General features: G+C 31.2%; 20 protein-coding genes. 2 read left to right on the top strand and 18 right to left on the bottom strand.

What is annotated here, in order from left to right:
• Window positions 1-6: 6 nt before the first annotated feature.
• The 17 genes from DX009_RS05990 to nspC form a co-directional block, all read right to left on the bottom strand.
• Entirely contained in the window at window positions 7-1,149 is a 1,143-nt protein-coding gene (locus DX009_RS05990; protein WP_115083354.1) for an EpsG family protein, read from the bottom strand.
• A 22-nt stretch (window positions 1,150-1,171) separates the two neighbouring features.
• Entirely contained in the window at window positions 1,172-2,146 is a 975-nt protein-coding gene (locus DX009_RS05995) for a glycosyltransferase family 2 protein (protein ID WP_115083355.1), read from the bottom strand.
• Between the two features lie 33 nt (window positions 2,147-2,179).
• Window positions 2,180-3,127 (bottom strand): glycosyltransferase family 2 protein, encoded by a 948-nt coding sequence (locus DX009_RS06000; RefSeq protein WP_115083356.1) that lies wholly within the window; start codon window positions 3,125-3,127, stop codon window positions 2,180-2,182.
• On the bottom strand, window positions 3,124-3,621 hold the full coding sequence (locus DX009_RS06005) for a serine O-acetyltransferase (RefSeq protein WP_245944596.1): 498 nt from the start codon (window positions 3,619-3,621) through the stop codon (window positions 3,124-3,126). Before DX009_RS06005 ends, DX009_RS06000 begins: the two co-directional genes overlap by 4 nt.
• 85 nt (window positions 3,622-3,706) lie before the next feature.
• Window positions 3,707-4,807, bottom strand: coding sequence for a glycosyltransferase family 4 protein (locus tag DX009_RS06010; protein WP_115083358.1), 1,101 nt, complete (start codon window positions 4,805-4,807; stop codon window positions 3,707-3,709).
• Window positions 4,804-5,838, bottom strand: coding sequence for a polysaccharide pyruvyl transferase family protein (locus DX009_RS06015; RefSeq protein ID WP_115083359.1), 1,035 nt, complete (start codon window positions 5,836-5,838; stop codon window positions 4,804-4,806). The genes DX009_RS06010 and DX009_RS06015 overlap by 4 nt, the downstream gene beginning before the upstream one ends.
• 33 nt (window positions 5,839-5,871) lie before the next feature.
• Complete coding sequence (locus DX009_RS06020) at window positions 5,872-6,885, bottom strand: acyltransferase family protein (RefSeq protein WP_115083360.1); 1,014 nt, start codon at window positions 6,883-6,885, stop codon at window positions 5,872-5,874.
• On the bottom strand, window positions 6,866-7,837 hold the full coding sequence (locus DX009_RS06025) for a glycosyltransferase family 2 protein (RefSeq protein ID WP_115083361.1): 972 nt from the start codon (window positions 7,835-7,837) through the stop codon (window positions 6,866-6,868). The genes DX009_RS06020 and DX009_RS06025 overlap by 20 nt, the downstream gene beginning before the upstream one ends.
• A gap of 330 nt (window positions 7,838-8,167) precedes the next feature.
• Window positions 8,168-9,241, bottom strand: a complete 1,074-nt coding sequence (locus tag DX009_RS06030; protein WP_115083362.1) for a polysaccharide pyruvyl transferase family protein — start codon at window positions 9,239-9,241, stop codon at window positions 8,168-8,170.
• Window positions 9,238-10,404 carry a Coenzyme F420 hydrogenase/dehydrogenase, beta subunit C-terminal domain gene (locus DX009_RS06035; RefSeq protein ID WP_115083363.1) on the bottom strand — a complete coding sequence of 389 codons (1,167 nt, stop codon included), beginning with the start codon at window positions 10,402-10,404 and terminating at the stop codon, window positions 9,238-9,240. The genes DX009_RS06030 and DX009_RS06035 overlap by 4 nt, the downstream gene beginning before the upstream one ends.
• Entirely contained in the window at window positions 10,404-11,936 is a 1,533-nt protein-coding gene (locus tag DX009_RS06040; protein ID WP_181792319.1) for an oligosaccharide flippase family protein, read from the bottom strand. Before DX009_RS06040 ends, DX009_RS06035 begins: the two co-directional genes overlap by 1 nt.
• 216 nt (window positions 11,937-12,152) lie before the next feature.
• On the bottom strand, window positions 12,153-12,419 hold the full coding sequence (locus DX009_RS06045; protein WP_245944597.1) for a cytidylyltransferase domain-containing protein: 267 nt from the start codon (window positions 12,417-12,419) through the stop codon (window positions 12,153-12,155).
• 122 nt (window positions 12,420-12,541) lie between these two features.
• On the bottom strand, window positions 12,542-12,748 hold the full coding sequence (locus DX009_RS06050; protein ID WP_115083365.1) for a hypothetical protein: 207 nt from the start codon (window positions 12,746-12,748) through the stop codon (window positions 12,542-12,544).
• 89 nt (window positions 12,749-12,837) lie between these two features.
• Window positions 12,838-14,082: a hypothetical protein gene (locus DX009_RS06055; protein ID WP_115083366.1), complete on the bottom strand. Its 1,245-nt coding sequence runs from the start codon at window positions 14,080-14,082 to the stop codon at window positions 12,838-12,840.
• A gap of 22 nt (window positions 14,083-14,104) precedes the next feature.
• Window positions 14,105-15,313 (bottom strand): GDP-L-fucose synthase family protein, encoded by a 1,209-nt coding sequence (locus DX009_RS06060; protein ID WP_115083367.1) that lies wholly within the window; start codon window positions 15,311-15,313, stop codon window positions 14,105-14,107.
• Window positions 15,314-15,910: 597 nt separating this feature from the next.
• Complete coding sequence (locus DX009_RS06065) at window positions 15,911-16,564, bottom strand: DnaJ domain-containing protein (RefSeq protein ID WP_115083368.1); 654 nt, start codon at window positions 16,562-16,564, stop codon at window positions 15,911-15,913.
• 128 nt (window positions 16,565-16,692) lie between these two features.
• Window positions 16,693-17,856 carry a carboxynorspermidine decarboxylase gene (gene nspC / locus DX009_RS06070; protein ID WP_115083369.1) on the bottom strand — a complete coding sequence of 388 codons (1,164 nt, stop codon included), beginning with the start codon at window positions 17,854-17,856 and terminating at the stop codon, window positions 16,693-16,695.
• 68 nt (window positions 17,857-17,924) lie between these two features.
• Between nspC and DX009_RS06075 the strand changes: the two genes are divergently transcribed.
• Window positions 17,925-18,536, top strand: coding sequence for a thiamine phosphate synthase (locus DX009_RS06075; RefSeq protein ID WP_115083370.1), 612 nt, complete (start codon window positions 17,925-17,927; stop codon window positions 18,534-18,536).
• A gap of 33 nt (window positions 18,537-18,569) precedes the next feature.
• Entirely contained in the window at window positions 18,570-19,508 is a 939-nt protein-coding gene (locus tag DX009_RS06080) for a ribose-phosphate pyrophosphokinase (RefSeq protein ID WP_115083371.1), read from the top strand.
• 251 nt (window positions 19,509-19,759) lie between these two features.
• Here DX009_RS06080 and DX009_RS06085 read toward each other — a convergent pair whose 3' ends face one another.
• Window positions 19,760-20,737: a F0F1 ATP synthase subunit gamma gene (locus DX009_RS06085; protein ID WP_006044735.1), complete on the bottom strand. Its 978-nt coding sequence runs from the start codon at window positions 20,735-20,737 to the stop codon at window positions 19,760-19,762.

Raw genomic sequence — 20,737 nt, forward strand, 5'->3', positions numbered from 1 at the left:
TAACTGTTATCTATAGAATTTATCTCTATCATATCCATCATCGTATTCATACTTATTGAAGATATAATCATTTTCTCTATGCCCATTAGTCAGAAAGGGTTTATATGGATACAATAAAACTCCCCATGACGTGAGAATACGCAAGAAAAGGACAAAGCCAACAATAGAAAGCTGTAAGCCCATCTTTATTTTCTTCCCATAATTGGTAGTCGATAACTGTGTCAGAGAAAATATTAACCCATATACAAAATACCAACTTAAGCGTCCTCCGTTCTCAGACCGAATAAACAATAATAAAATAGTACAAAATCCTAAGGCTATATTATATAAAACAATACTTTGCCTGATATTTGGTAAATACTTATAAGACTTAATTAGAAAAAAAAGAAAAAATCCTGATTCTAAAATGTAGGCAACTCGTGTGTCCTCTTGAGCAGCATAATCAGTATGGGCTCCACGAGAAGAAATATCATCAAAGAGATTATAAAGGCCACTTGTTATTCCGCTAACACCTATAATAAAACATACAGACGTTAACAACAATATATGTGTTTTCGAGTACTTCTTATTTGCAATAAAGTACATTGGAAAGAATATAATAGCTGAATTATGGAATGAAAAAGCAATAAGAAGTATAGCACAAAATTTTAAGAATTCTCTTTCGATAATATACTTTATAGATAGTCCTATAATTGCAGCAGCAAACATTTGTCGTAGATACGTAAACGAAAAGAAGAAAATCAAAGCCATAAACAAAATAGACGCTAAGTAGTAGTTCTTCGCATATTTTTTAAAACATTCTATAATAATAGCATACATGCATATAGTATAACAGAAAATAAAAATATACCTATTATTTGTAATGTGGGCTATAAGCCAATTTAAACCAACATATCCGAATTCGGAATGATAAGCAATAAATAAGCGAGAAGAAGTTGTAGGAATTCCTATTCTTAATTGGTCTGCCAAATTATCGAACAACTCACCATAAATATAACGGTCATAACCACCTAACATATCTCCCAATCCAACAAATAAAGCTAACGCAATAAAAAAGATTATGAATGGTTTATAGGGTACCTGTTGCTTCTTATTATAACAGAAATATAGGATAACAGGGATGAAGAAAAGTAATATGTATATAGCCATAATTATAATCTCATAAAAAATATTATCTTTTAATTGTAAAAAAGTCAGCTATTCTCTTTATCAGAAGAACCATAGTCTCCCAATTAACCAATAATACAAACAAGTTAGCTTTCCTATTATATGTAAACCTTAAAGGAAAGAGTCCTTTTGAACGATATTTATTTATTCCACGTCGCAAACTATTTAATGAATAGAATCGAACAAGACTATATAGATGCCCAATGATACTAAAATTTTCTATTTCCGACAAGATTTTTCTTTTATCTCCATCTTTTGTTTCTAAATATTGATTAAGGGCCGTATGTATCATAAAAGAATCTTGGCTCAGTTTTATAAGATTTCGATTATTTCGACATCGTGAAGTCGAGTTTATATTAAGATTGTTGTATGTATAACCATATAGGTTCTTACAAAAAATTTTATCCATATCAACTATGGTTTCCAAACAAAATAACATATCTTCTATATTCTTTGTCCCATTTAGGAAACGAATATTACCAATAGCAGAACGTTTGAAAATTTTGTCCCATAAATAGAGGCGATGGTGAAGACTTAAATACCCTACTCCATCATATTCTTTTGACTGATGGAAGTTTTCATTCTTATCTATAGATCTTTCATTTTCAACATAATAATTGAAACAAATTAAGTCAATATTTTCCGAGAAATCCGTATTCAATTCATTAATTAAATTCGTTGCCTCAGAACTTATTTTATCATCACCATCAACAAACCAAACCCATTTCCCCTTAGAGATTTCTAATCCTTTATTTCTTGCAGCAGAAGCTCCGGCATTCTTCTGAGTTACCAACCGGAAATTTGAAAAAGTATTCTCGTATTCTTTACATATTATATAGCTATCATCTGTACTACCATCATCAACAACAATTACTTCAAAGTTCTCTTTATTTAAATCAATAGTATTATAAATACTATCAAGACAATTCCTTATAAAGCTTTGACAGTTATATAATGGTATAATAAAGGAAAGTAACATTTTTAGTTATAGGTATTTTGTATATCAATCATCTTAGTTAACTAATCCTGTATGATATTTGATAAAGTTAGAGATAATCCATAAATTAGCAATAAACTTCACCAAAAGAGTGGAAGTAATATGTAACAAAGTCCATTCTATGGGGGAGCAATGATAATTGTATTGTTCGATATCATGCATAAGTCTTTTCATGTAAGGGTGTCTTTTTACACATATAATATCTGGAGTGTTAGCCGCAATAGCAACCAACCCGTTTATCCTGTTATGCAATATATATGGCATATAGGCTTCTTTTAAATGTGGAGGGATAGATAGGGAACGAACAGAATCAAAAATTTCTTCATGTTCAATGCTACTAACTTTTGTATGAGACACACTTATCGGATTACGTCGAAAATTGTATACTTTTTTAAATATAAACCGTGGAGGACGTTCTATCTTAAAAAATAAGCGGATATTCATAATCATATCTTCTTCTCCGTCTATTTCTCTGGGGAAGTCAAAGACATCGTCCGACAATATATTTCTTCTGTATAATTTAGCCCATGGTGTTGGTGGAACTCGTTTCCCAGATATTAGAAATTGTCTACATTCTGTAAGTGTTAGTTGCTTTTTATGGCATGGTGTTTCTGGAAAACCAATAACTATGTCTGTATTATCTGTAAGGCAAAACATATCGCTTAAAGCATCTGCTGGTAAAGAATCATCATTATCACAAAAACAAATCCAAATGCCTTTAGCTTCCTGTACACCACGTTTCCGAGTTGCATTTATTCCTTCATTTTGTTTATGTATAACTCGTACCCTTTGGTCTTTCTTTGCATAATTATCGCATATCTGACCAGAGCCATCTTTGCTACCGTCATCAACTAATATTAATTCAAAGTCTGTGAAACTTTGATTAAGAATGCTATCAATGCACTCATAGAGATAACGTTCCCCATTGTATACAGGGACAATAACAGATATTTGTGGATTCATTTTTTATTATATTTATTCCATTCACGATTCCATCTTCTCCAAACGAGGCGTCCTGGTTCCTTATGTGAGATGACTTTTGCGGGGTTCCCTGCGACAGTACAACCTTCTTCTACATCTTTTACAATTACAGAACCTGCTCCTATTGTTACTCCATCTCCTATCTTTACATCCTCCACTATACAAACAGATGGACCTATATAAACATTATTTCCTATCTGAGCAGCTTTTAAAAACATACTACCTATTGTCGTATACTGATAAATATCAACATTATCACCTATCGTTGCAGAAACATTTATAACTATAGGTCCATTATGTACTATTCTTAGTCCATAGCCTATTTTAGTCTGTCGGTGTATAGAAATTTGATATTTCAATCCTAATATTTGATAAAAGAAACGACTTACCCCTCCAACCAACAAATTATTACAGTTAGACAAACGTAGCCAAAACAAAAAGTGAAATCCACCATCTAACCATGTTGTAATCCACATTTTAAAGATGTTGACATCGCATTGTCCGTATATACGATAATAGTCACTCCTTATATAATCTAGACATTCTTTATATTCTATGCATTTAAATTAATTGTTTCAAGAGACTTATCCAATCTTTTTTAATAACTTCTCCTTCAAATCTAAAAGAAGAATCTAACGCTTTTTTTCCCATCATATTACGCAAATTATTATCTTCTATAAGTTTACAAATACGATCAGATAAAGTATATATATCTCCTACTTTGTCTACAAGGAAGCCATTTTCACCTTCCTGAATAATTTCATTTGGACCTTGATGACAATTAAAAGATATCATAGGTAAACCACAACTAGATGCTTCTAATAGAGCCAAAGGAAAACCTTCTGCACGAGAACTCATAACATAAATCGAATGTTTACCATACTCCTCTTCTATTTGCTTTGTTACACCACACAGCCTCACTTTATCATGTAACCCTTTTCTGTCTATCTGATGTTGTAATTCTAATCTATCTGGACCTTCTCCAAAAATATCCAAATGCCAGTCTGGATGTTTATCATCAACCAACACCCAAGAGTCTATAAGAAAGTCGAAACCTTTTTGCCATCCAAGCCGTCCTACCGCTATCACAGATTCTTCTGAAAGATTAGAAATTACCTTTCTATCGATTGTGATTGGGTTGTAAATGTATTTAACATTATTACAGAATCTACTCCATGAGTCACAATCCGATTTTGACAAGACAACTATTGTATCAAATTTCTTTGCAAAATAAATCCTACGTATTGTATGGATATAATATAATAAATTCAATTTCCAACCATGGAATCTTTCGCTCAAGAACATTTTCGAAACATCAAATGCGAAATGAAACCACATAACTTTTTTGCTTCCATCTTTTATCTGAGGTAAAAAAAATAGTTCTAATCCCGCTAAAGAAATTACAACACTAAATCGATGATCTTGTAAATATCGAGTTAACGATTTCTTATATTCTTCTTTATAATTTGTACTACTTACACATAAATCAACAACATTAATATTCTGTGCAAGATTATATGCATGTTCCCTACCCCTTTGATTAGCAACAATTATCGTTATCGAATAAATATCAGATAAAAGATTTGCACACACCGATAAAATTCGTTCCATACCGCCATGGTTATAAAAACCTTCTATGCAATATGCAATATTGTATTTCATTTTGCTTGAATAAAATTTTCACATATATTTTTTAACTTTTCAGCTATATTATACCATAGCGGTTTATTAGAAAAGTTACTTTTATATGTTAAAGGTAATTCTATTGGAAATAAAGATCGCAACACGCCATTGTCATTTTCAATAATATTAAAAAGCTCTCTTAAACCATCTAGTCGACATGCACTTGTGTCTGATTGTTGTTTATTCTCAACATATATTACTGGTGTCTCTAATCCTAAACATGGAAGAGCACAATGTATTCTTGAAGTAACAACATATTTTGCTTGGGCATATTCTTCTACTAATCGTTGAGCTTCTGCAAATCGCTCTTCTTCATCCTTAAAATTATTTTTATATCGTTTACTTTCTTGGCAAACATATTCTGCATTTAACAACACCTCTTTTGAGAACAACTTAATATATTGTCTATAAAAAGATGTAACTACAACTCTATGAAAAAAACCTCTATGCCAGTAAAATTCAAATTTAGAAGCTATAACACAAATCGTTTTCCAGTGTTTCAGTAGATAGAGAGAATTATAAAGAAATTCTTTAAGAGAGGAAGGAGTTTTAAAATAAGGATCTACAAAGTAAATCTTATTGTTTTTTTTCTCAGAATGATAACAACAACCTAAAGTCAATGTCATACATCCAGAAAAGAATGCATCAATTCCCTTAGCTCTCAATATATTCATCGTATAATAATCCCTACATCCTATAGGCCCATACTTTTTTAAATATTCAATAGCTTTAGGCGAAAGCAGTTGCTCTTTAAAATTAGAGTTTATATGTAATGCTACAAATAATGGAATGATTTGTTTAGATGGTGGCCAATTCTCTGGATAATGCATATACCATCCATTCATTATTACTTTAGACAACTCCCCTTCATATTTGCCAACAAGCTCTCGATCTATAAATCCATCTAACCGCGGGAGAAACTGTGCAGAAGCAACCCCTTGGATATAGTCCCCTATATTTATAAAATCAGTAGGTATTTTTTTACCAATAGATAAAACCTGATATTTCATCTTTTTAAAATTTTATTTATTTTACAAAAATATCTATTCTGTAGTTTTTATTTTAACATCTAACAATCGTAATAGAGGAGAACAAATAAGTATCCTAAACCTATCAATCACTATTGCACATACGAAAATCCCAAATAAAAGAGCAATGAATCCAAGAATTACTAAAATCTCAGTGGAAAAAGTATAGATATTTCGACTTAACTTATAAATAAGTGTTGCAATCCCACCCCTATTCGAAAAAAGATAAACAGCCAACATAGATTTTGCTACATCATTGACAAACTTGATGTTTCTTATTTCTAATCTTGCAAACCAACTAAAAACACAAACAGCAGAGATAATAACAAAAGGAGAATTATAATAATGAAAATTCCAATACTTCATTCCAAAATAACTTAAAATAATAGTTATAAACGAAGAAACCAAATATAATAATATAAAATATTTCTTCTTAATTTCACACAACGTTTTAAAATGTTTATGTATTAAGTGCCCTAAATAATATATATAAATAAATTGTGATAAATTGTACCCACTATTATTGACATCATTATGCAAAAAAAAGCCAAGATAAACATTTATAAGAGAAAGGCATATTAAGATTAATACATCCAATTTCTGATCCATTTGTTTGAAAGCTAAGTTAAGTAAAGGTGAGAATAAGACTAAACAAAAATATACATTCATAAACCATCCTCCAGGATGACTAAAAGCCATAAAAGCTTTTATGTAATCACCAGGAGTATGAACTATATCAAATAATATTGAGTCAAGAAAGACATGAAGTAGATTAAAAAATAAACATAAAAAGAAAAGGTTCAGTAATGAACTCCATCTAAGTTTTATAGAAAAGAATCCTGATATCAACAGAAAAATATTGACCCCTATAATTGTGATAGAATCAAGCGCTTGTATTATAAAGCCTCCACTTTCTATTCCATAAATACATAAATGATGGAGTACAATTAATAACATTGTAACAATCCTTAATATTTCTATGTTAGATTGACGAGAAACACATTTGCTCTTATTTATAGAACCTATCATATATATACGCAAAATTATTAATAATAAACTTCAAAATATATGTTTTCCATGAAGAACATGCTCCTTTAATAGGAAAGAGATGCATTTGATATGCCTTACACATGAACTGTCTCTTAAATCCATAACTTAAATCACTATTGTTAGCTAGGTGTAAACATAAGCCAATTAACTGCGAATTTGATTTTCTTATATAGAAAGACTTTAGTTTATCACTTAAAGATTCGTTGAGACTAAAATCTACTAAATTTTTGCATATTTGCAAATCTGATAGAATTGAACGTTTTTGTTTGTTAATGTCCATCAATCGATCAGTTGATTCTGGATTATAATAATACGTATAAACATATACATGACAGAACATAAAACGTTTAATATGAGCAAACAACTTAAGCTGGAAGTCTACATCTTCGTGCATAATATCCGTCAAGAACTGTATACCAGAACGAAGTAAAAAATCTCTCTTAAAAAAATGCGCACAAACTGAAGCTGGGAAATATCCATGCAACAATAACCATGAACCCGTATAAACCTCTACTTCGGAGAAATTTGGAGCATTAACTTTGGCAGGTTTACCGGAAGGTAAAAGACGTTTTATACGCATACAACATACCTCCAAATTATTGTCTATTGCTTTTTGGAGGCAATCTTTAATCTGATAGTCTATTAAATAATCATCAGCGTCAATAAACATAATGTAGTCACCAGTAGCGACCTCAATACCAAGGTTTCTTGCGCTACCCTGTCCGCCATTACTTTTGTTAAATATTGACAAATTAGAATAAAAGTCTTTCATTCTATTTAGAACAACAGATGTATTATCAGTTGACCCATCATTAATAAGAAGAACTTCAAAATCATTTATATTTAGCCCTTGATGATATACAGATTCCACACATCGTTCTATATACTTCGCTGCATTATACATTGGGATTATAAAAGATAGTTTTACCATCACTTATTTTATTTATAATATATTTTATTTATAATATAAGACTTTGTTAGTTCAGAAGGTGGATTAATCTTCTTATTTGTAATAGCAACAGGAAATATTTTTTTATATAATAATATTTGTAATCTAGAATATAAAAAACTTGGAATAGACCTTTGAGACTATAATACATTTTTATATTCTTGGCTAATTATAATTTTCACTTCGTACTCCTATGATTTAAATATTTATTTACGATTATTTATCTTGGAGGTTAATATTATAAATATTCACTTACTCATTTCTTATAATTGCACTGTTAGCTTTGAGAATATGAACAAAATATTTATAATTTTAATTTAGTGCTATTTCTAAATATTTTAAAGAAAGTTCTACTTCTCTATTCAATTTTTCATTTACTTTTGAATAGTTTATCACTTCAAAATTAGGTTCCTCTCCTATTTCTAAGCAACGATTGTCTAGATCTAATTTATTCAGTAAAGATAATAATCTTAAATCTGAATTTGATTTTTGTTTTAAACAATAAAACTCCTTGTTGTATATAAGAGAAAATGCTAAACCATGAAAAGATGTTGTAACAACAAAAGAAGCATTTTGAAAGTATCCTATAAACTCTGATGGAGAAGCTGTTTGGATTAATCCACTTTTGGGTATTATTGGATGTGATGTAATTTCTATAATTTCAAGATTTAATTTTTTAGCAATTTTAACTGCTAATCTATTTAGTTCTTTCCATTGTCCTATTTGGTATAAAAGAAGGTATTTATTCTTTTTAGATGGTATAGCTATCTTGTCAAAAATTCTTCTACCAGCTAAAAGGGTAGGATCAATAACTATTTTAATTTCTTTATCAATTAAAGGTTGTAATAAACTTGCTAGAGAATCTTCCCTTACACTAATATGCTCTATTTTTTGTAGAGCGTTTGAAAAAAAATCTTTTTGCTGTTTAGATAATTTTTCAAATCTACTACTTGCTGCATACGAAACAATTTTACATTTAGCATCATTCCCAAAATAAACTCCATCAAATTTCCCACCAGTTATTCCAGGATTCCATATCTGATCACTTCCTAACACTAAAACATTATATTCTGAAAAATCCTCATTTCTTTTATAAGGATGCAGGTCTAAATATCTATTCATAAAATTTTCAAAAGCATACCATCGTTTAATTCTTATCGGTTTTACTATTAACTCTATGAATAGCCTTATGATACATTTATAAGGGTCCCTTGATAACCAATTTCTAAGATTATTTTTTTTATATGCATTAACTATGTAGCGAGGTCTATAGTTAATTATATTTACTGAATACCCTAGTGTTTTTAAATATTCTTTTAGGGCATAAGCTTGTAAGACTGCTCCATAATTATGTGCACATTGAAAAGTAATGATTCCTATTTTCATAATTTCTTTTTTATAGTTGAAAGTATTTTTGCTATAAATATTTTAGTTTTATAAATCTTACCCATATCTCCATATTTATGAGCTACATACTTGAATCCTCTTTTCTTATAGTCTTTAAGGAAATTCTTACGTTTTATATTTGGCTGTATGCATTTTCTTAAAACATCCTGCATACATTCTTTAGTATTACTTGGTAATATTTCTAAGAGTTTAGATGCTTCTTCAAATATTTTTTTTCCTATTGACGAGTTAATAAGAACTAATGAAATTCCTTTATTATCTCTAAATTCGTTATAAGATGTATCCTCCCAATGCCAAAAATCACCTAATGAAATATCTCCTACACGTTTTAAGTTTGTATAGGGACAATTAAAACAACTTTCTCTTTGGATGTAATGCGAAAAATAGAGATAAAGGTAAGACTCTGTTATAATCCTCTTTTTATTTTTAAAGGTATATGTTTCTATTCCACCTTTCCAACCTAAGAGCTTATTTCTCATATTTACATTTTGCAAAGAGGAAGAATACTTAACTTCAAGATAATGTAAATAATCCTCCCACACCTTTGGAGCCCCCACGCCATGGCACAATATATCAATAGTTATCAATTTTCCTCTTTTAAGTCTTTCTGTTTGCTTCCTTAAGTTTTCAACTTGGCAAGGTACTCCTGAAAATAAAACAAGCTTATCATTTTTTAATTCATTAATCACATCTAAAAATATACCATCCAAGTTACTTTGTACATATTTAGAACCCTTTATAGAATTTAACGCCTCTTTATTTGTTATTTTACAATGACTAATTTTATAGTTTTCAGAATAAGCAACACCATAAACGACACCACCTCTTGCAAGTATTGTTTCCGCAATTGCAGAAAATACACCACCACTTTGACTTTCTCTTAATTTCTTTTCATCTTTAAATCGTGCAGCATATACGAGTGGCTCCTCAAAATCATTAAATATTTTATAAGATGGTATAAACTGACAATCTCTAAAACACTTTCCACAATTAGTACATAGATTATTATCTATTAAAGGATAATTAAATCCCAAGTCATCAGGATTCATCTTTATAGCCGCAAAAGGACATGAAACAACACATGCCGTACAACCACAACATTCTTGGGGTATTTTACTATCGACTCTTAGTTTTTCACTCATTAAATAAGTTTTTTGATTAATTTATATATAGAGCTTTTAATAGTTTCTCTTTCAGATGAGGAGCAACCTATTATATAAATTACAAATATAGTCAAAAATAATGTTATACCTGTTACAACTATAAAAGATGAGAAGCTATTAGATAAATTTAAAGATAAATAAATAGGGAAGGCCGAAGAAATAATACCTACAAAACCTACTTTAACAACTACATTCTTTATGTAATTTCTTACTTTTAACCCTATCATTTTTCGTAATAAAATCAAGCGGACAATCAAACAACAGAAGTTTAAAATAACTGCAATTATAAGAGTTATTTCTGGGAAAAAACCGTTTTCTAAAAGAATATATGATAAAGGTAAACATAGAAATTGAAAGGCTCCTATCATTAATTGATAATTTCTAATATTGCCAGTAGCAAGAATAGCTGTGATTAATGGTCGAGAAGCAGAGTCGCATAATGCATAAAAAAGGATTAATCTGACAAACCATACAGTGTGTTCTGGAACTATTTTTAACCAAATAGTTAGTAAATATGATGTTTCTATCATAATTGGCAAAGATAAAAATAGTAGTAGGAATAATGAGAATTTAGCACTTTTATAAATTAAGTCAAGCATATATTCTTTCTCATTAGCTGCATAAGATTTTGTTATTTGCGGATTTACAGCTGTCATAAAATTCGAAGCGAAACTATTCACAGCTCCATTTACCTGTTCTGCTATGCCACGAGCAGCATTAACAATAGGACCTGCATATAAGTTCAACAAGATATTTGAACCTTGATCTCTTAAAATGGCAGAAGAAGAACCAATAAAAGTCCATCCAGAAAAAGCAAACATCTCTTTCATTAAAGTTTTATCAATGTAAAAGTGCCAATCCGATTCTCTAAAATTACGTTTACAATATATACCATTTAGAAGTCGTATTATTATATATGTAGATACAAGAAGAAAGGAATAAAGTATTAATTTATCAAAGACAAAAAAAGGTAAGATTAGTGCTATCCCCAATTTTAATAAGATATGAACAATCCCCAAATATGCAAATGCCTTCATATGTTCATGAGCTATAATAATAGCATTGTAAGGAATGGTTATGAGATCAAGTACAAGTACAAAAACAGAAGTATGAAATACGCATTTTGCTGCAAACATTCTATTTGGTTCTATATTCATTTTTTCAGTTAGAAACCATAAGCCTAAGGTTTCTGAAACTATAATAATTAAGATAGATAATATTACTTGAATATTAATTGATGTACAAAATACTTTATTTAGTTTACCAATATTTCCTTTACCTAACTCAAAAGTTAAGAATCTGCTGATAGCCCCAGAAAGTGAAGAAGATAATATTGTGAACATACCGACAAAACCGCCAACAACATTATATATACCATAATCGGTTACACCTAATTCATTTAGAATTATACGACTTGTATAAAGAGACACAACTAATGAAAAAAATGTTCTAAAATATAGTGCTAATGTATTTTTAGCAATTCGTTTGTTATTAGATGAGATATCCGACATATAATAATAAACTAGATTATCTTGAAAATCATAGTCTTCTAAGGTAAGTAGTGATTGAAAAGGATCATTTCTCCAAATTATGGTATTACATACTATACCTCACTATTGTTACAGTTTACTTCGCCATTGGTTTTTACACCATAAAGTATGCTTGAATATATTTCTATCCTATAATTTCCTTAAGATATATATTAAGCAACAGATAGATAGAAAGAGCTATAAAACGTGAAGCACATCATTCTCTGAACCTCTATAGATAGGGATATTATATTTATCTAAACAAGTCTCTATTACATCATTATTAGGATTTATAGATGTAGCAACAACAATGTTTATATCCTCTATTTGTCTCAACTTTTCTATTAATAACTCTAATATACATTTGCCTTTATAAAAGGGTAATAATATCTTATTGGGGAGTCGACTAGAACCTACACGTGCTTGTATAATGAACGTTATATTTTTATTAATAAAGTATGACATATTTTTTTCTTCAAATATTTGAATCACATATTATTAGTCTCTATGGTAATTTGTAAATCCATAAAGAGTATGCTTTAATGGCGATGTTACGGTGATAATTTTGTTATCCATATTTATTTATTTTACTCTTCTTCCCACTCAAATGGTTTGGAGTGTGCACCGCTAGCGTTGCCTTCTCCTATTTGTGTTCCGAATTCAATGTTTCTGTTATTATTCATTCCACTGGGGAGAGTTCCACTATTGTGTGAAGAACCTGCAGTTAGGAATATTGAATTTTCAATATGTATTACTTTTAATATTGGTTGCTCGTATACTTTTTTGTGTTTCATTTTTAGTAAAGATTATAGGTTTTATATCTTTTCTTTTTAAACTCTGTTTCAGAGTAGTATAAAGTTTACGCTAAAGTTTTTATTTCATATTAGTTCACATATATTTTCCTCCCATTTCTAATATATATTCCTGTTTTTAAGTTACTGGTAGAATATACTTGTCTTCCGTCTAATGTGTAAACCCTCTCGTGTGTTTTAGATGGAATATCGTTTGTATCGTGTAAAACAATAGTAGTTGTTCCATCTAATGATATATTATATTGTGATTGTTTTGCGTGCGATGCATTTTTTATTCTGAAGAATGCACGCATTCCATTTATCTTTTTATCGTTTGCAGACGGTTTATAGAGATTATCTTTGTCGCCAAGAAAAAGTTCTGTCCCGTCTGTTTTTAATTCAGTTGGACTATATGCTCCTACAAATGCATAGTTTCCTGTTTCGTCTGTTATTATTTTTGGCTCAACTTCCGTAATAGTAACATTACGAAATATTGGATTTACAACATCTTTCTTTGGCTTTATGATATATGGAATTTCTGCTTTTATTTCTGTTGCATCTTTAAATAGCATTGTAGTGCCATCTACTTTTCCGGTAAATTCTCTTAATTCTGGATCATTTAAATACAATTTTACAGAATCTTTATCGACATTGAATGGTAAACAGAATGTATTCCAATAATCTTTTGAAAGGGTACGTGTAACCTGAATGATATTATTTTCTATGCCTTTGTTACTTGTGATAGTTGTTGAATTATCTTCGTTTTGATCAATTTCGTTTGTAACTTCAATACTTTGTACTGCTATAAAATAGGTTTTATTTTTATCGTAGAAGATTTCTATCTTAGGTCTGTCATTGATAACTATATTCGCAAATGTAAAAGAGATGATAGAATCATTAATATAACCTTTTTCCACAGGAGATATTCTTTTGTCATCAACAGCCATAACAGTATTCAACAATTTTCTGAGTTTATCATCGGTACTGGTTTGTAAAGATATAACTATTTTTCTTATTTTTGATTTACTAATATCTGGTTTTAATTCTAAATAAGAAGCTCCACTTGACGATGTACCAACTTTAAGACAATATGTATATTCATCAAAATCTCTTATTACAGCATCTGTTTTTATATCCCAACGTCGTCCATTTATATTTGCCCAACTGGTATAAACTTTATTTTTTTTTGGATTCCTATTTTTATAAAAATCATTTGTTTTAAAGCTGTAATACTGTGCATAAGATTTACAAAATGCAAGATTACATAAAACGAAAAACAAAAGTAGTTTTAAATTTTCCCAGCTATAGAGTATTGTGTGTTGTTTCGATGGTATCATATTAATTATATTATATAAGGTGTTAGTTTTCTAAAGAGTGTTGATACCATTTATATAGTTTCTCAACCCCTTCTTCTATCTCTATTTTATGTTTCCACCCTAACGAATGAAGTTTATCTACATTGATAAGTTTCCGTGGTGTACCGTCTGGTTTTGTTTCGTCCCAAACTATTTTACCCGTAAAGTTTGCAGTTTTTGCTACTAATGCAGACAATTCTTTTATGGTAAGTTCTTTACCCGTACCTATATTAATATGGCAATTTCTTATTTCTCCGAGTTCTGGTATTGCACCACCACGCCCTTCGCTATTGTTGCGGTTTACCTCGCCATTGGTTTTTACACCATAAAACACGCTTGAATATTTTTCTATGCCAATGATGTCCTTAAAATCTACGTTAAGCAACAGGTAAACAGAAGCATCTGCCATATCTTCGCTCCAAAGAAATTCGCGCAATGGAGAGCCAGTTCCCCAAAGTGTTACTTTATTGTTTTCTATTCCATAGAAAGCTAAAGCCTGTAAGATACGTTCCTTTGAAGAATTACCATCTACATTTTCTGTTCCAATTTGTTTAGCAAGTTTGGAAACAGGGTTAATGGGGCGTTTATTCATATCTACTTTTATGGCGTCCCAATTATTTTCGTGAATAAGTTTTGCTAGATATACTTTGCGCATCATTGCTGGCATTACGTGGCTATTCTCTAAATGGAAATTATCGTTAGGTCCATAAAGATTAGTTGGCATTACAGCAATATAATTTGTTCCATATTGCAGATTATAGCTTTCGCACATTTTTAATCCTGCAATTTTAGCTATGGCATATTCTTCGTTGCTATATTCTAATGGAGATGTAAGCAGTGCATCTTCTTTCATTGGTTGTGGTGCATTTTTAGGATAAATGCAGGTAGAACCTAAGAAAAGAAGTTTTTTTACCTTATATTTATATGCGGTTGAAATGATGTTGCATTGCATCTTCATATTTTGCATTATAAAATCGGCACGATAAAGACTATTTGCCATTATTCCACCAACAAAAGCAGCGGCTAAAACAACGGCATTTGGTTTTTCTTTTGCGAAGAAATTTTCTACAGCTTGCTGGTCTGTAAGGTCTAATTCATGATGAGAACAACCTATAAGGTTTGTGTATCCACGTGCATTCAGATTGTTCCAAATAGCAGAACCTACCAAACCTTTATGTCCAGCAATATATATTTTTGATGATTTTTCTAACATCTTTATATTGTGTTATTTATGGATTATTTTTATAGTATTTCTTTAAAATTTCCGTATTCGAATTTTAATAGTGGAATACTCTTCTTTGTATTGCTTTTTTAGAAATCTTACGAAAGGAAATTTTATAATCTGGTATAAATAACTTTGCTTATTCTGAGAATGTGTTATATGTTTACTTGATGTGGTTATTTGATAAAAGGGACTCTCCCTCCCTTTCTGAAAAGGTTGGAACATTTATCCCTCTAACGCACTCTCCGCCTATAGGTTTTTTATTACCCGCAGAGTTATTTAGTCAGATTCGTTTATATATCGGTTGCAAAGATACACATTTTATTTAATAATGGCAACAGATATTAATTGAATTTTTGAGGTAACTTGACGAGGTTGCAAAACAAAGTGGCTACACCTTTGCAACAAAGTTTGTTGTTTTGCATAACAACAAAACAAATTTTATTAAGGTGCTAAGAATGGTTTGGGTTAAAGGCATATTTTTTAATTATAAAATAAAAAATTGTAATTACATTTTTTAATTTTGTAATTACAATTTCTATGAGTTTTTATTATATTCTATACTGATAGAACCTAATGTTGCAGATTTTAAGCATTATCACGCATTTTGCGTAAATGTTCTTTTTGGTTTTCTGTTAACGAAGTAGGTAGTTTTACCCTATACGTTAATATTGTATCAACCGAATTGTCTTTTCCTTTAATCTTAACTTTGGTACCGTCTTGGGTATAAGGTTTTACTTTCAGTTTAATTTTTCTTCCTTCAGGTAACATTACAACAACTTCTCCCCCTAATAAAGCTGTATATATATCTATACTAAGTTCAACTTCTCTTTCTTGTGGAGCAGGTTTTCGGTAAGTTGTTCCTCTTTTAAATCCGCCTCTTGCTCCTCCGCCAAATAAATCTTGGAAGAAACTGCTGAATCCGCCTCCCATTCCATTAAAATCGAAGCCGTCGAAAGCTGTATTATAGTTGCTAAAACCTTGTTCTCCTCCTCCTGACTGTTCAAAAGCGTCGGCGTTTCGCCATTGTTCTCCATACTTATCGTATTTTGCACGTTTATCTGGATCGCCAATTACATCGTAAGCTTCTGAAAGTGCCTGAAATTTAGCTTTTGCTTTTGGGTCGTTTGGGTGAAGATCGGGGTGGAATTGTTTTGCACGTTTCCGATAAGCCGCACGAACTTCGTCTTGTGGTATATCTTTTTTTACACCTAAAATTTTATAATAGTCTATGAATGCCATATTCTTAATCCTTTTCTATTTGTTTTTTGCTAATTATTTATACAAAATATGTGCCATAAGTGTTTTAATGGCACATATTATCAGACTACTTTTTTGAAATAATTTTATAAGTGTATGTAAAAGAAGGTTTAATCCATACGGAGTTTATAATCGTTGTAATTAAAACTCCGCAAAGTTTCTATTTCTCCATTCTGTTTTAATAGAGCAATATCAGGGTGTGTTATGCCATTAAACATATTAGTTTTAACAGTAGTATAGTGAAGCATATCTTCGAAAATAATATTTTCGCCTATTTTTAATTCGTGATCAAAAATCCAATAGCCCATCCAATCTCCGCTCAAACAACTATTTCCTCCTAAACGATAAATATGGTCTGTGTGTTGGTCGTTATTTTCAATATGTTTTGCAAATCTGACATTAGGATAATATGGCATTTCTAAACAATCGGGCATGTGACAAGTGAAACTAACATTTAAAATTGCTGTGGTTATACCTTTATCTTCCACAATATCTACAACTTGCGATACAAGTGGTCCTGTTTGCCAAGCAAAAGCACTACCTGGTTCTAATATTACTTTAAGCCATGGATACCTTGATTTAAATGCTCTAAGAATATTAATTAGCAGTTTTGTGTCGTAATTTTTACGTGTCATTAAATGACCGCCACCAAAGTTTATCCATTTAATTTGTTTAAACCACGGAGCTAATTTCTTTTCGACGTGCTGCAATGTGCGTTCGAAAACATCGCTTCCATTTTCGCAATGGCAATGAATATGAAATCCCTCGATATCGGTAGGCAATTGTGTAGGAAGTTTATCAGCAGAAACACCAAAACGCGTGCCAGGTGCGCACGGATTGTAAAGTAAGGTTTCTACTTCCGAATATTCAGGATTAATACGTAAACCAATACTAATTTTATTGTTAGCCTGTTTAGCCTTTAAATGAAAGTTGTTGAATTGTGAGAAAGAATTGAAAACCAGATGCGATGAACATTTGGCAATTTCGTTTATCTCATAATCTGTGTAAGCTGGCGAGAAAGTATGCGTAGGAGCACCAAATTCATAATAACCTAATTTAGCTTCGTTAAGCGAAGAAGCTGTAGTAGCATTAATATATTCACGAATAATTGGAAATGTTTTCCAAAGTGCGTATGCTTTGAAAGCCAAAATAATTTCGATATCAGCCTCTTTTGCTATTTTCGCTATAAGCGACAAGTTGCTACGTAGTTTTGTTTCGTCTAAGATATAAGCTGGATGCTGCAGCTCTTCGAATGTTATTGCATTTATTTTCATGCTGCAAATATACAGAAAAGTTTGTAAAAGTCGGAAATATTATTTACCTTTGCAACAAATTATTGGGTATGAAACTGGTCGTTATGACTAAATCCACATACTTTGTGGAGGAGGATAAAATATTGACAGCACTCTTTGAGGAAGGACTTGAGAATCTCCATATCTCAAAGACCGATGGTACCGCCCTTTACTTAGAGCGTTTACTGTCGCTTATTCCCAAAACCTATCATAAACACATTACTATTCATCAACATTATTATCTTAAAGCAGAAAAACAGTTGGCAGGTATTCATCTTGATACAGAAACCGCAGTTCCACCTATAGGGTATAAAGGTCAGATAGGACGGACATGTAGGAACTCTATGCGATTAAAAGAAATGAGAAAGAGTTCGGACTATGTTTTTTTAGACAATATATACGATGACAAACACAATGTTGCTACAGACGAACATAAATTTTCTAGTTTAGAATTAACTGAACTGAAGAAGCAAGGATTGCTTGGAAAACGAGTATATGCAATGGGAGGAATTTCCTTAGAGCATATTCCTGATATAAAACAATATGGTTTCGGTGGCATTGTTGTGGGAAAAGAATTTTGGAAGCACTTTGATGTGTACAATGATATTAATTATAAAGGTATAATAAAATACTTCTATAATCTTCAGAAGGCAATAGAATAAACAAATAACACCTATATTTAACAACTAATAGAAATGAGTGAAGAAAACTCTTTTTTAGTATTCTCGGGAACAAAGACGAGATATTTGGCAGAAAAAATCTGCGCAAGTTTAGGTTGTCCATTAGGCAACTCTTTAATGACACGCTTCTCTGATGGAGAATTTGTTGTTTCTTACGAACAAAGTATTCGTGGAAAAGATGTGTATCTTGTGCAAAGTACATTTCCTAATTCAGACAATCTGATGGAATTACTCTTGATGATTGATGCTGCAAAACGTGCATCTGCTCGCAATATTATAGCAGTTATGCCATATTTTGGTTGGGCGCGCCAGGACAGAAAAGATAAACCACGTGTAAGTATTGGTGCAAAATTGGTTGCCGACTTACTAAGTGTGGCAGGAATTGACAGACTTATAACAATGGACCTACATGCCGATCAAATTCAAGGTTTCTTTGATGTTCCTGTAGACCATCTTTATGCTAGTGGTGTATTGCTTCCGTATTTGCAGAGCCTACGATTGAAAGATATGGTAATTGCTAGTCCTGATGTTGGCGGTTCAAAACGTGCAAATACATACGCAAAATATCTTGGTTGCCCATTAGTGCTTTGCAATAAAACACGTGCTCGTGCTAACGAAGTTGCTTCAATGCAGATAATTGGTGATGTAAAAGATAAAAACGTTGTTATTGTAGACGATATGGTTGATACGGCAGGAACAATGACAAAAGCTGCTGATATTATGAAAGAAGCTGGAGCAAAAAGTGTTCGTGCATGTGCATCGCACTGTGTTATGAGTGGTCCTGCTAACGAACGTGTTGAAGCTTCTGCATTAGAAGAAATAGTATTTACCGATTCTATTCCATATACCGATAGATGTTCTAAGGTAAAGCAGATTTCGGTTGCAGATATGTTTGCTGAAACTATTCGTCGTGTAGTAAACAACGAAAGTATATCTAACCAATATCTTGTTTAAAATTAAAGATATTTGATTAGAAGAAGTAAATGATATACAGCCTTTAAAATCAATTTTACAATCAGAATAACAGTAGTAGCTAAAAGTAATAGAAATTATAAGCTAACGATTGATTTGATATTATAGGTGCGTATAGGTCGGATAATAATAGCCAACATAAACAAAACATAAAAGGGGTGCCAAAACTGACACCCCTTTTATTTATTATCACTATTAATAATGAAACTAATTGTTTATTATTGTTGATAAAATTAGTTATTAATAGAACCACCTACAATATCTAACAATTCTGACGTAATAGCTGCTTGACGAGATTTGTTATATTGTAGCTTTAATCCACGAAGCAATTCATCAGCATTGTCGGTTGCAGATTGCATTGCAACCATTCTAGCAGCATGTTCCGATGCATTATTATCTAATAAAGCCGTATACACCATTAAATGAAGTAACTTAGGAATTAAAGAAGTTAGAACGGTTTTCAAATCAGGCTCAACAATAAAATCATCGTTCAGTGGTTTTATTATTTCGTCTTTATCGTTTGATTGCATATTCCGTTTATGCTCCTTTAAATACTCCTGAGCCTTTTTGGTTGTGATATTCGAGGTTAAATCGCGTTCTTTATCGAGACTCAATTCTGTATCTAAATCTATTGGTAGATAAGTTTTTCGTGTAAGAATCTGACTTCCTGCACTTTTAAAATGATGATAAATCATTTCTACCCTATCAATATCATTATTAAGCCACAGTTTCTCAATCTCAACAGCAATATTTCTGCACTCTTCTGAATTAGGCTTTTCGGCAAGTTCCAAGAAGGTTCCTGCACTTTTAAGTCCCATTTTAGCAACCTTTTCTGCAACTTTACGCCCAATTGGATAGACAATAATGTTATCTTTAGTTACACCTTTTGCCAAATAATCATTTAAAGTGCTTTGGAGCATCTTTATAATATTTGTATTAAATCCGCCACACAAAGAACTATTAGAAGAGAAAACCAACAAAGCTACTCGTTTTATTTCTCTTTCTTCACTAAATGAAGTATTTGTATCAGGAGTAGACACTAAAAATGCTTTCAGAATATGTTCAAGCAAATTTTCATAAGGAAGCATATTTTCTATTGCAACCTGTGCATGATGAAGTTTGCTGGAAGCTACCATCTTCATAGCACTCGTAATTTTACGAGTACTATTAACACTGGCAATTCGATTCTTTATTTCTTTTAAAGATGGCAT

Source organism: Prevotella pallens, assembly GCF_900454935.1.
Lineage (GTDB): Bacteria > Bacteroidota > Bacteroidia > Bacteroidales > Bacteroidaceae > Prevotella > Prevotella pallens.

Excerpts from the sequence above, each read along its gene's own strand:
- DX009_RS05990 (WP_115083354.1), bottom strand. The coding sequence starts at position 1,149 with ATGGCTATATACATATTACTTTTCTTCATCCCTGTTATCCTATATTTC.
- DX009_RS05995 (WP_115083355.1), bottom strand. The coding sequence starts at position 2,146 with ATGTTACTTTCCTTTATTATACCATTATATAACTGTCAAAGCTTTATA.
- DX009_RS06000 (WP_115083356.1), bottom strand. The coding sequence starts at position 3,127 with ATGAATCCACAAATATCTGTTATTGTCCCTGTATACAATGGGGAACGT.
- DX009_RS06005 (WP_245944596.1), bottom strand. The coding sequence starts at position 3,621 with ATGTGGATTACAACATGGTTAGATGGTGGATTTCACTTTTTGTTTTGG.
- DX009_RS06010 (WP_115083358.1), bottom strand. The coding sequence starts at position 4,807 with ATGAAATACAATATTGCATATTGCATAGAAGGTTTTTATAACCATGGC.
- DX009_RS06015 (WP_115083359.1), bottom strand. The coding sequence starts at position 5,838 with ATGAAATATCAGGTTTTATCTATTGGTAAAAAAATACCTACTGATTTT.
- DX009_RS06020 (WP_115083360.1), bottom strand. The coding sequence starts at position 6,885 with ATGATAGGTTCTATAAATAAGAGCAAATGTGTTTCTCGTCAATCTAAC.
- DX009_RS06025 (WP_115083361.1), bottom strand. The coding sequence starts at position 7,837 with ATGGTAAAACTATCTTTTATAATCCCAATGTATAATGCAGCGAAGTAT.
- DX009_RS06030 (WP_115083362.1), bottom strand. The coding sequence starts at position 9,241 with ATGAAAATAGGAATCATTACTTTTCAATGTGCACATAATTATGGAGCA.
- DX009_RS06035 (WP_115083363.1), bottom strand. The coding sequence starts at position 10,404 with ATGAGTGAAAAACTAAGAGTCGATAGTAAAATACCCCAAGAATGTTGT.
- DX009_RS06040 (WP_181792319.1), bottom strand. The coding sequence starts at position 11,936 with ATGTCGGATATCTCATCTAATAACAAACGAATTGCTAAAAATACATTA.
- DX009_RS06045 (WP_245944597.1), bottom strand. The coding sequence starts at position 12,419 with ATGTCATACTTTATTAATAAAAATATAACGTTCATTATACAAGCACGT.
- DX009_RS06050 (WP_115083365.1), bottom strand. The coding sequence starts at position 12,748 with ATGAAACACAAAAAAGTATACGAGCAACCAATATTAAAAGTAATACAT.
- DX009_RS06055 (WP_115083366.1), bottom strand. The coding sequence starts at position 14,082 with ATGATACCATCGAAACAACACACAATACTCTATAGCTGGGAAAATTTA.
- DX009_RS06060 (WP_115083367.1), bottom strand. The coding sequence starts at position 15,313 with ATGTTAGAAAAATCATCAAAAATATATATTGCTGGACATAAAGGTTTG.
- DX009_RS06065 (WP_115083368.1), bottom strand. The coding sequence starts at position 16,564 with ATGGCATTCATAGACTATTATAAAATTTTAGGTGTAAAAAAAGATATA.
- nspC (WP_115083369.1), bottom strand. The coding sequence starts at position 17,856 with ATGAAAATAAATGCAATAACATTCGAAGAGCTGCAGCATCCAGCTTAT.
- DX009_RS06075 (WP_115083370.1), top strand. The coding sequence starts at position 17,925 with ATGAAACTGGTCGTTATGACTAAATCCACATACTTTGTGGAGGAGGAT.
- DX009_RS06080 (WP_115083371.1), top strand. The coding sequence starts at position 18,570 with ATGAGTGAAGAAAACTCTTTTTTAGTATTCTCGGGAACAAAGACGAGA.
- DX009_RS06085 (WP_006044735.1), bottom strand. The coding sequence starts at position 20,737 with ATGCCATCTTTAAAAGAAATAAAGAATCGAATTGCCAGTGTTAATAGT.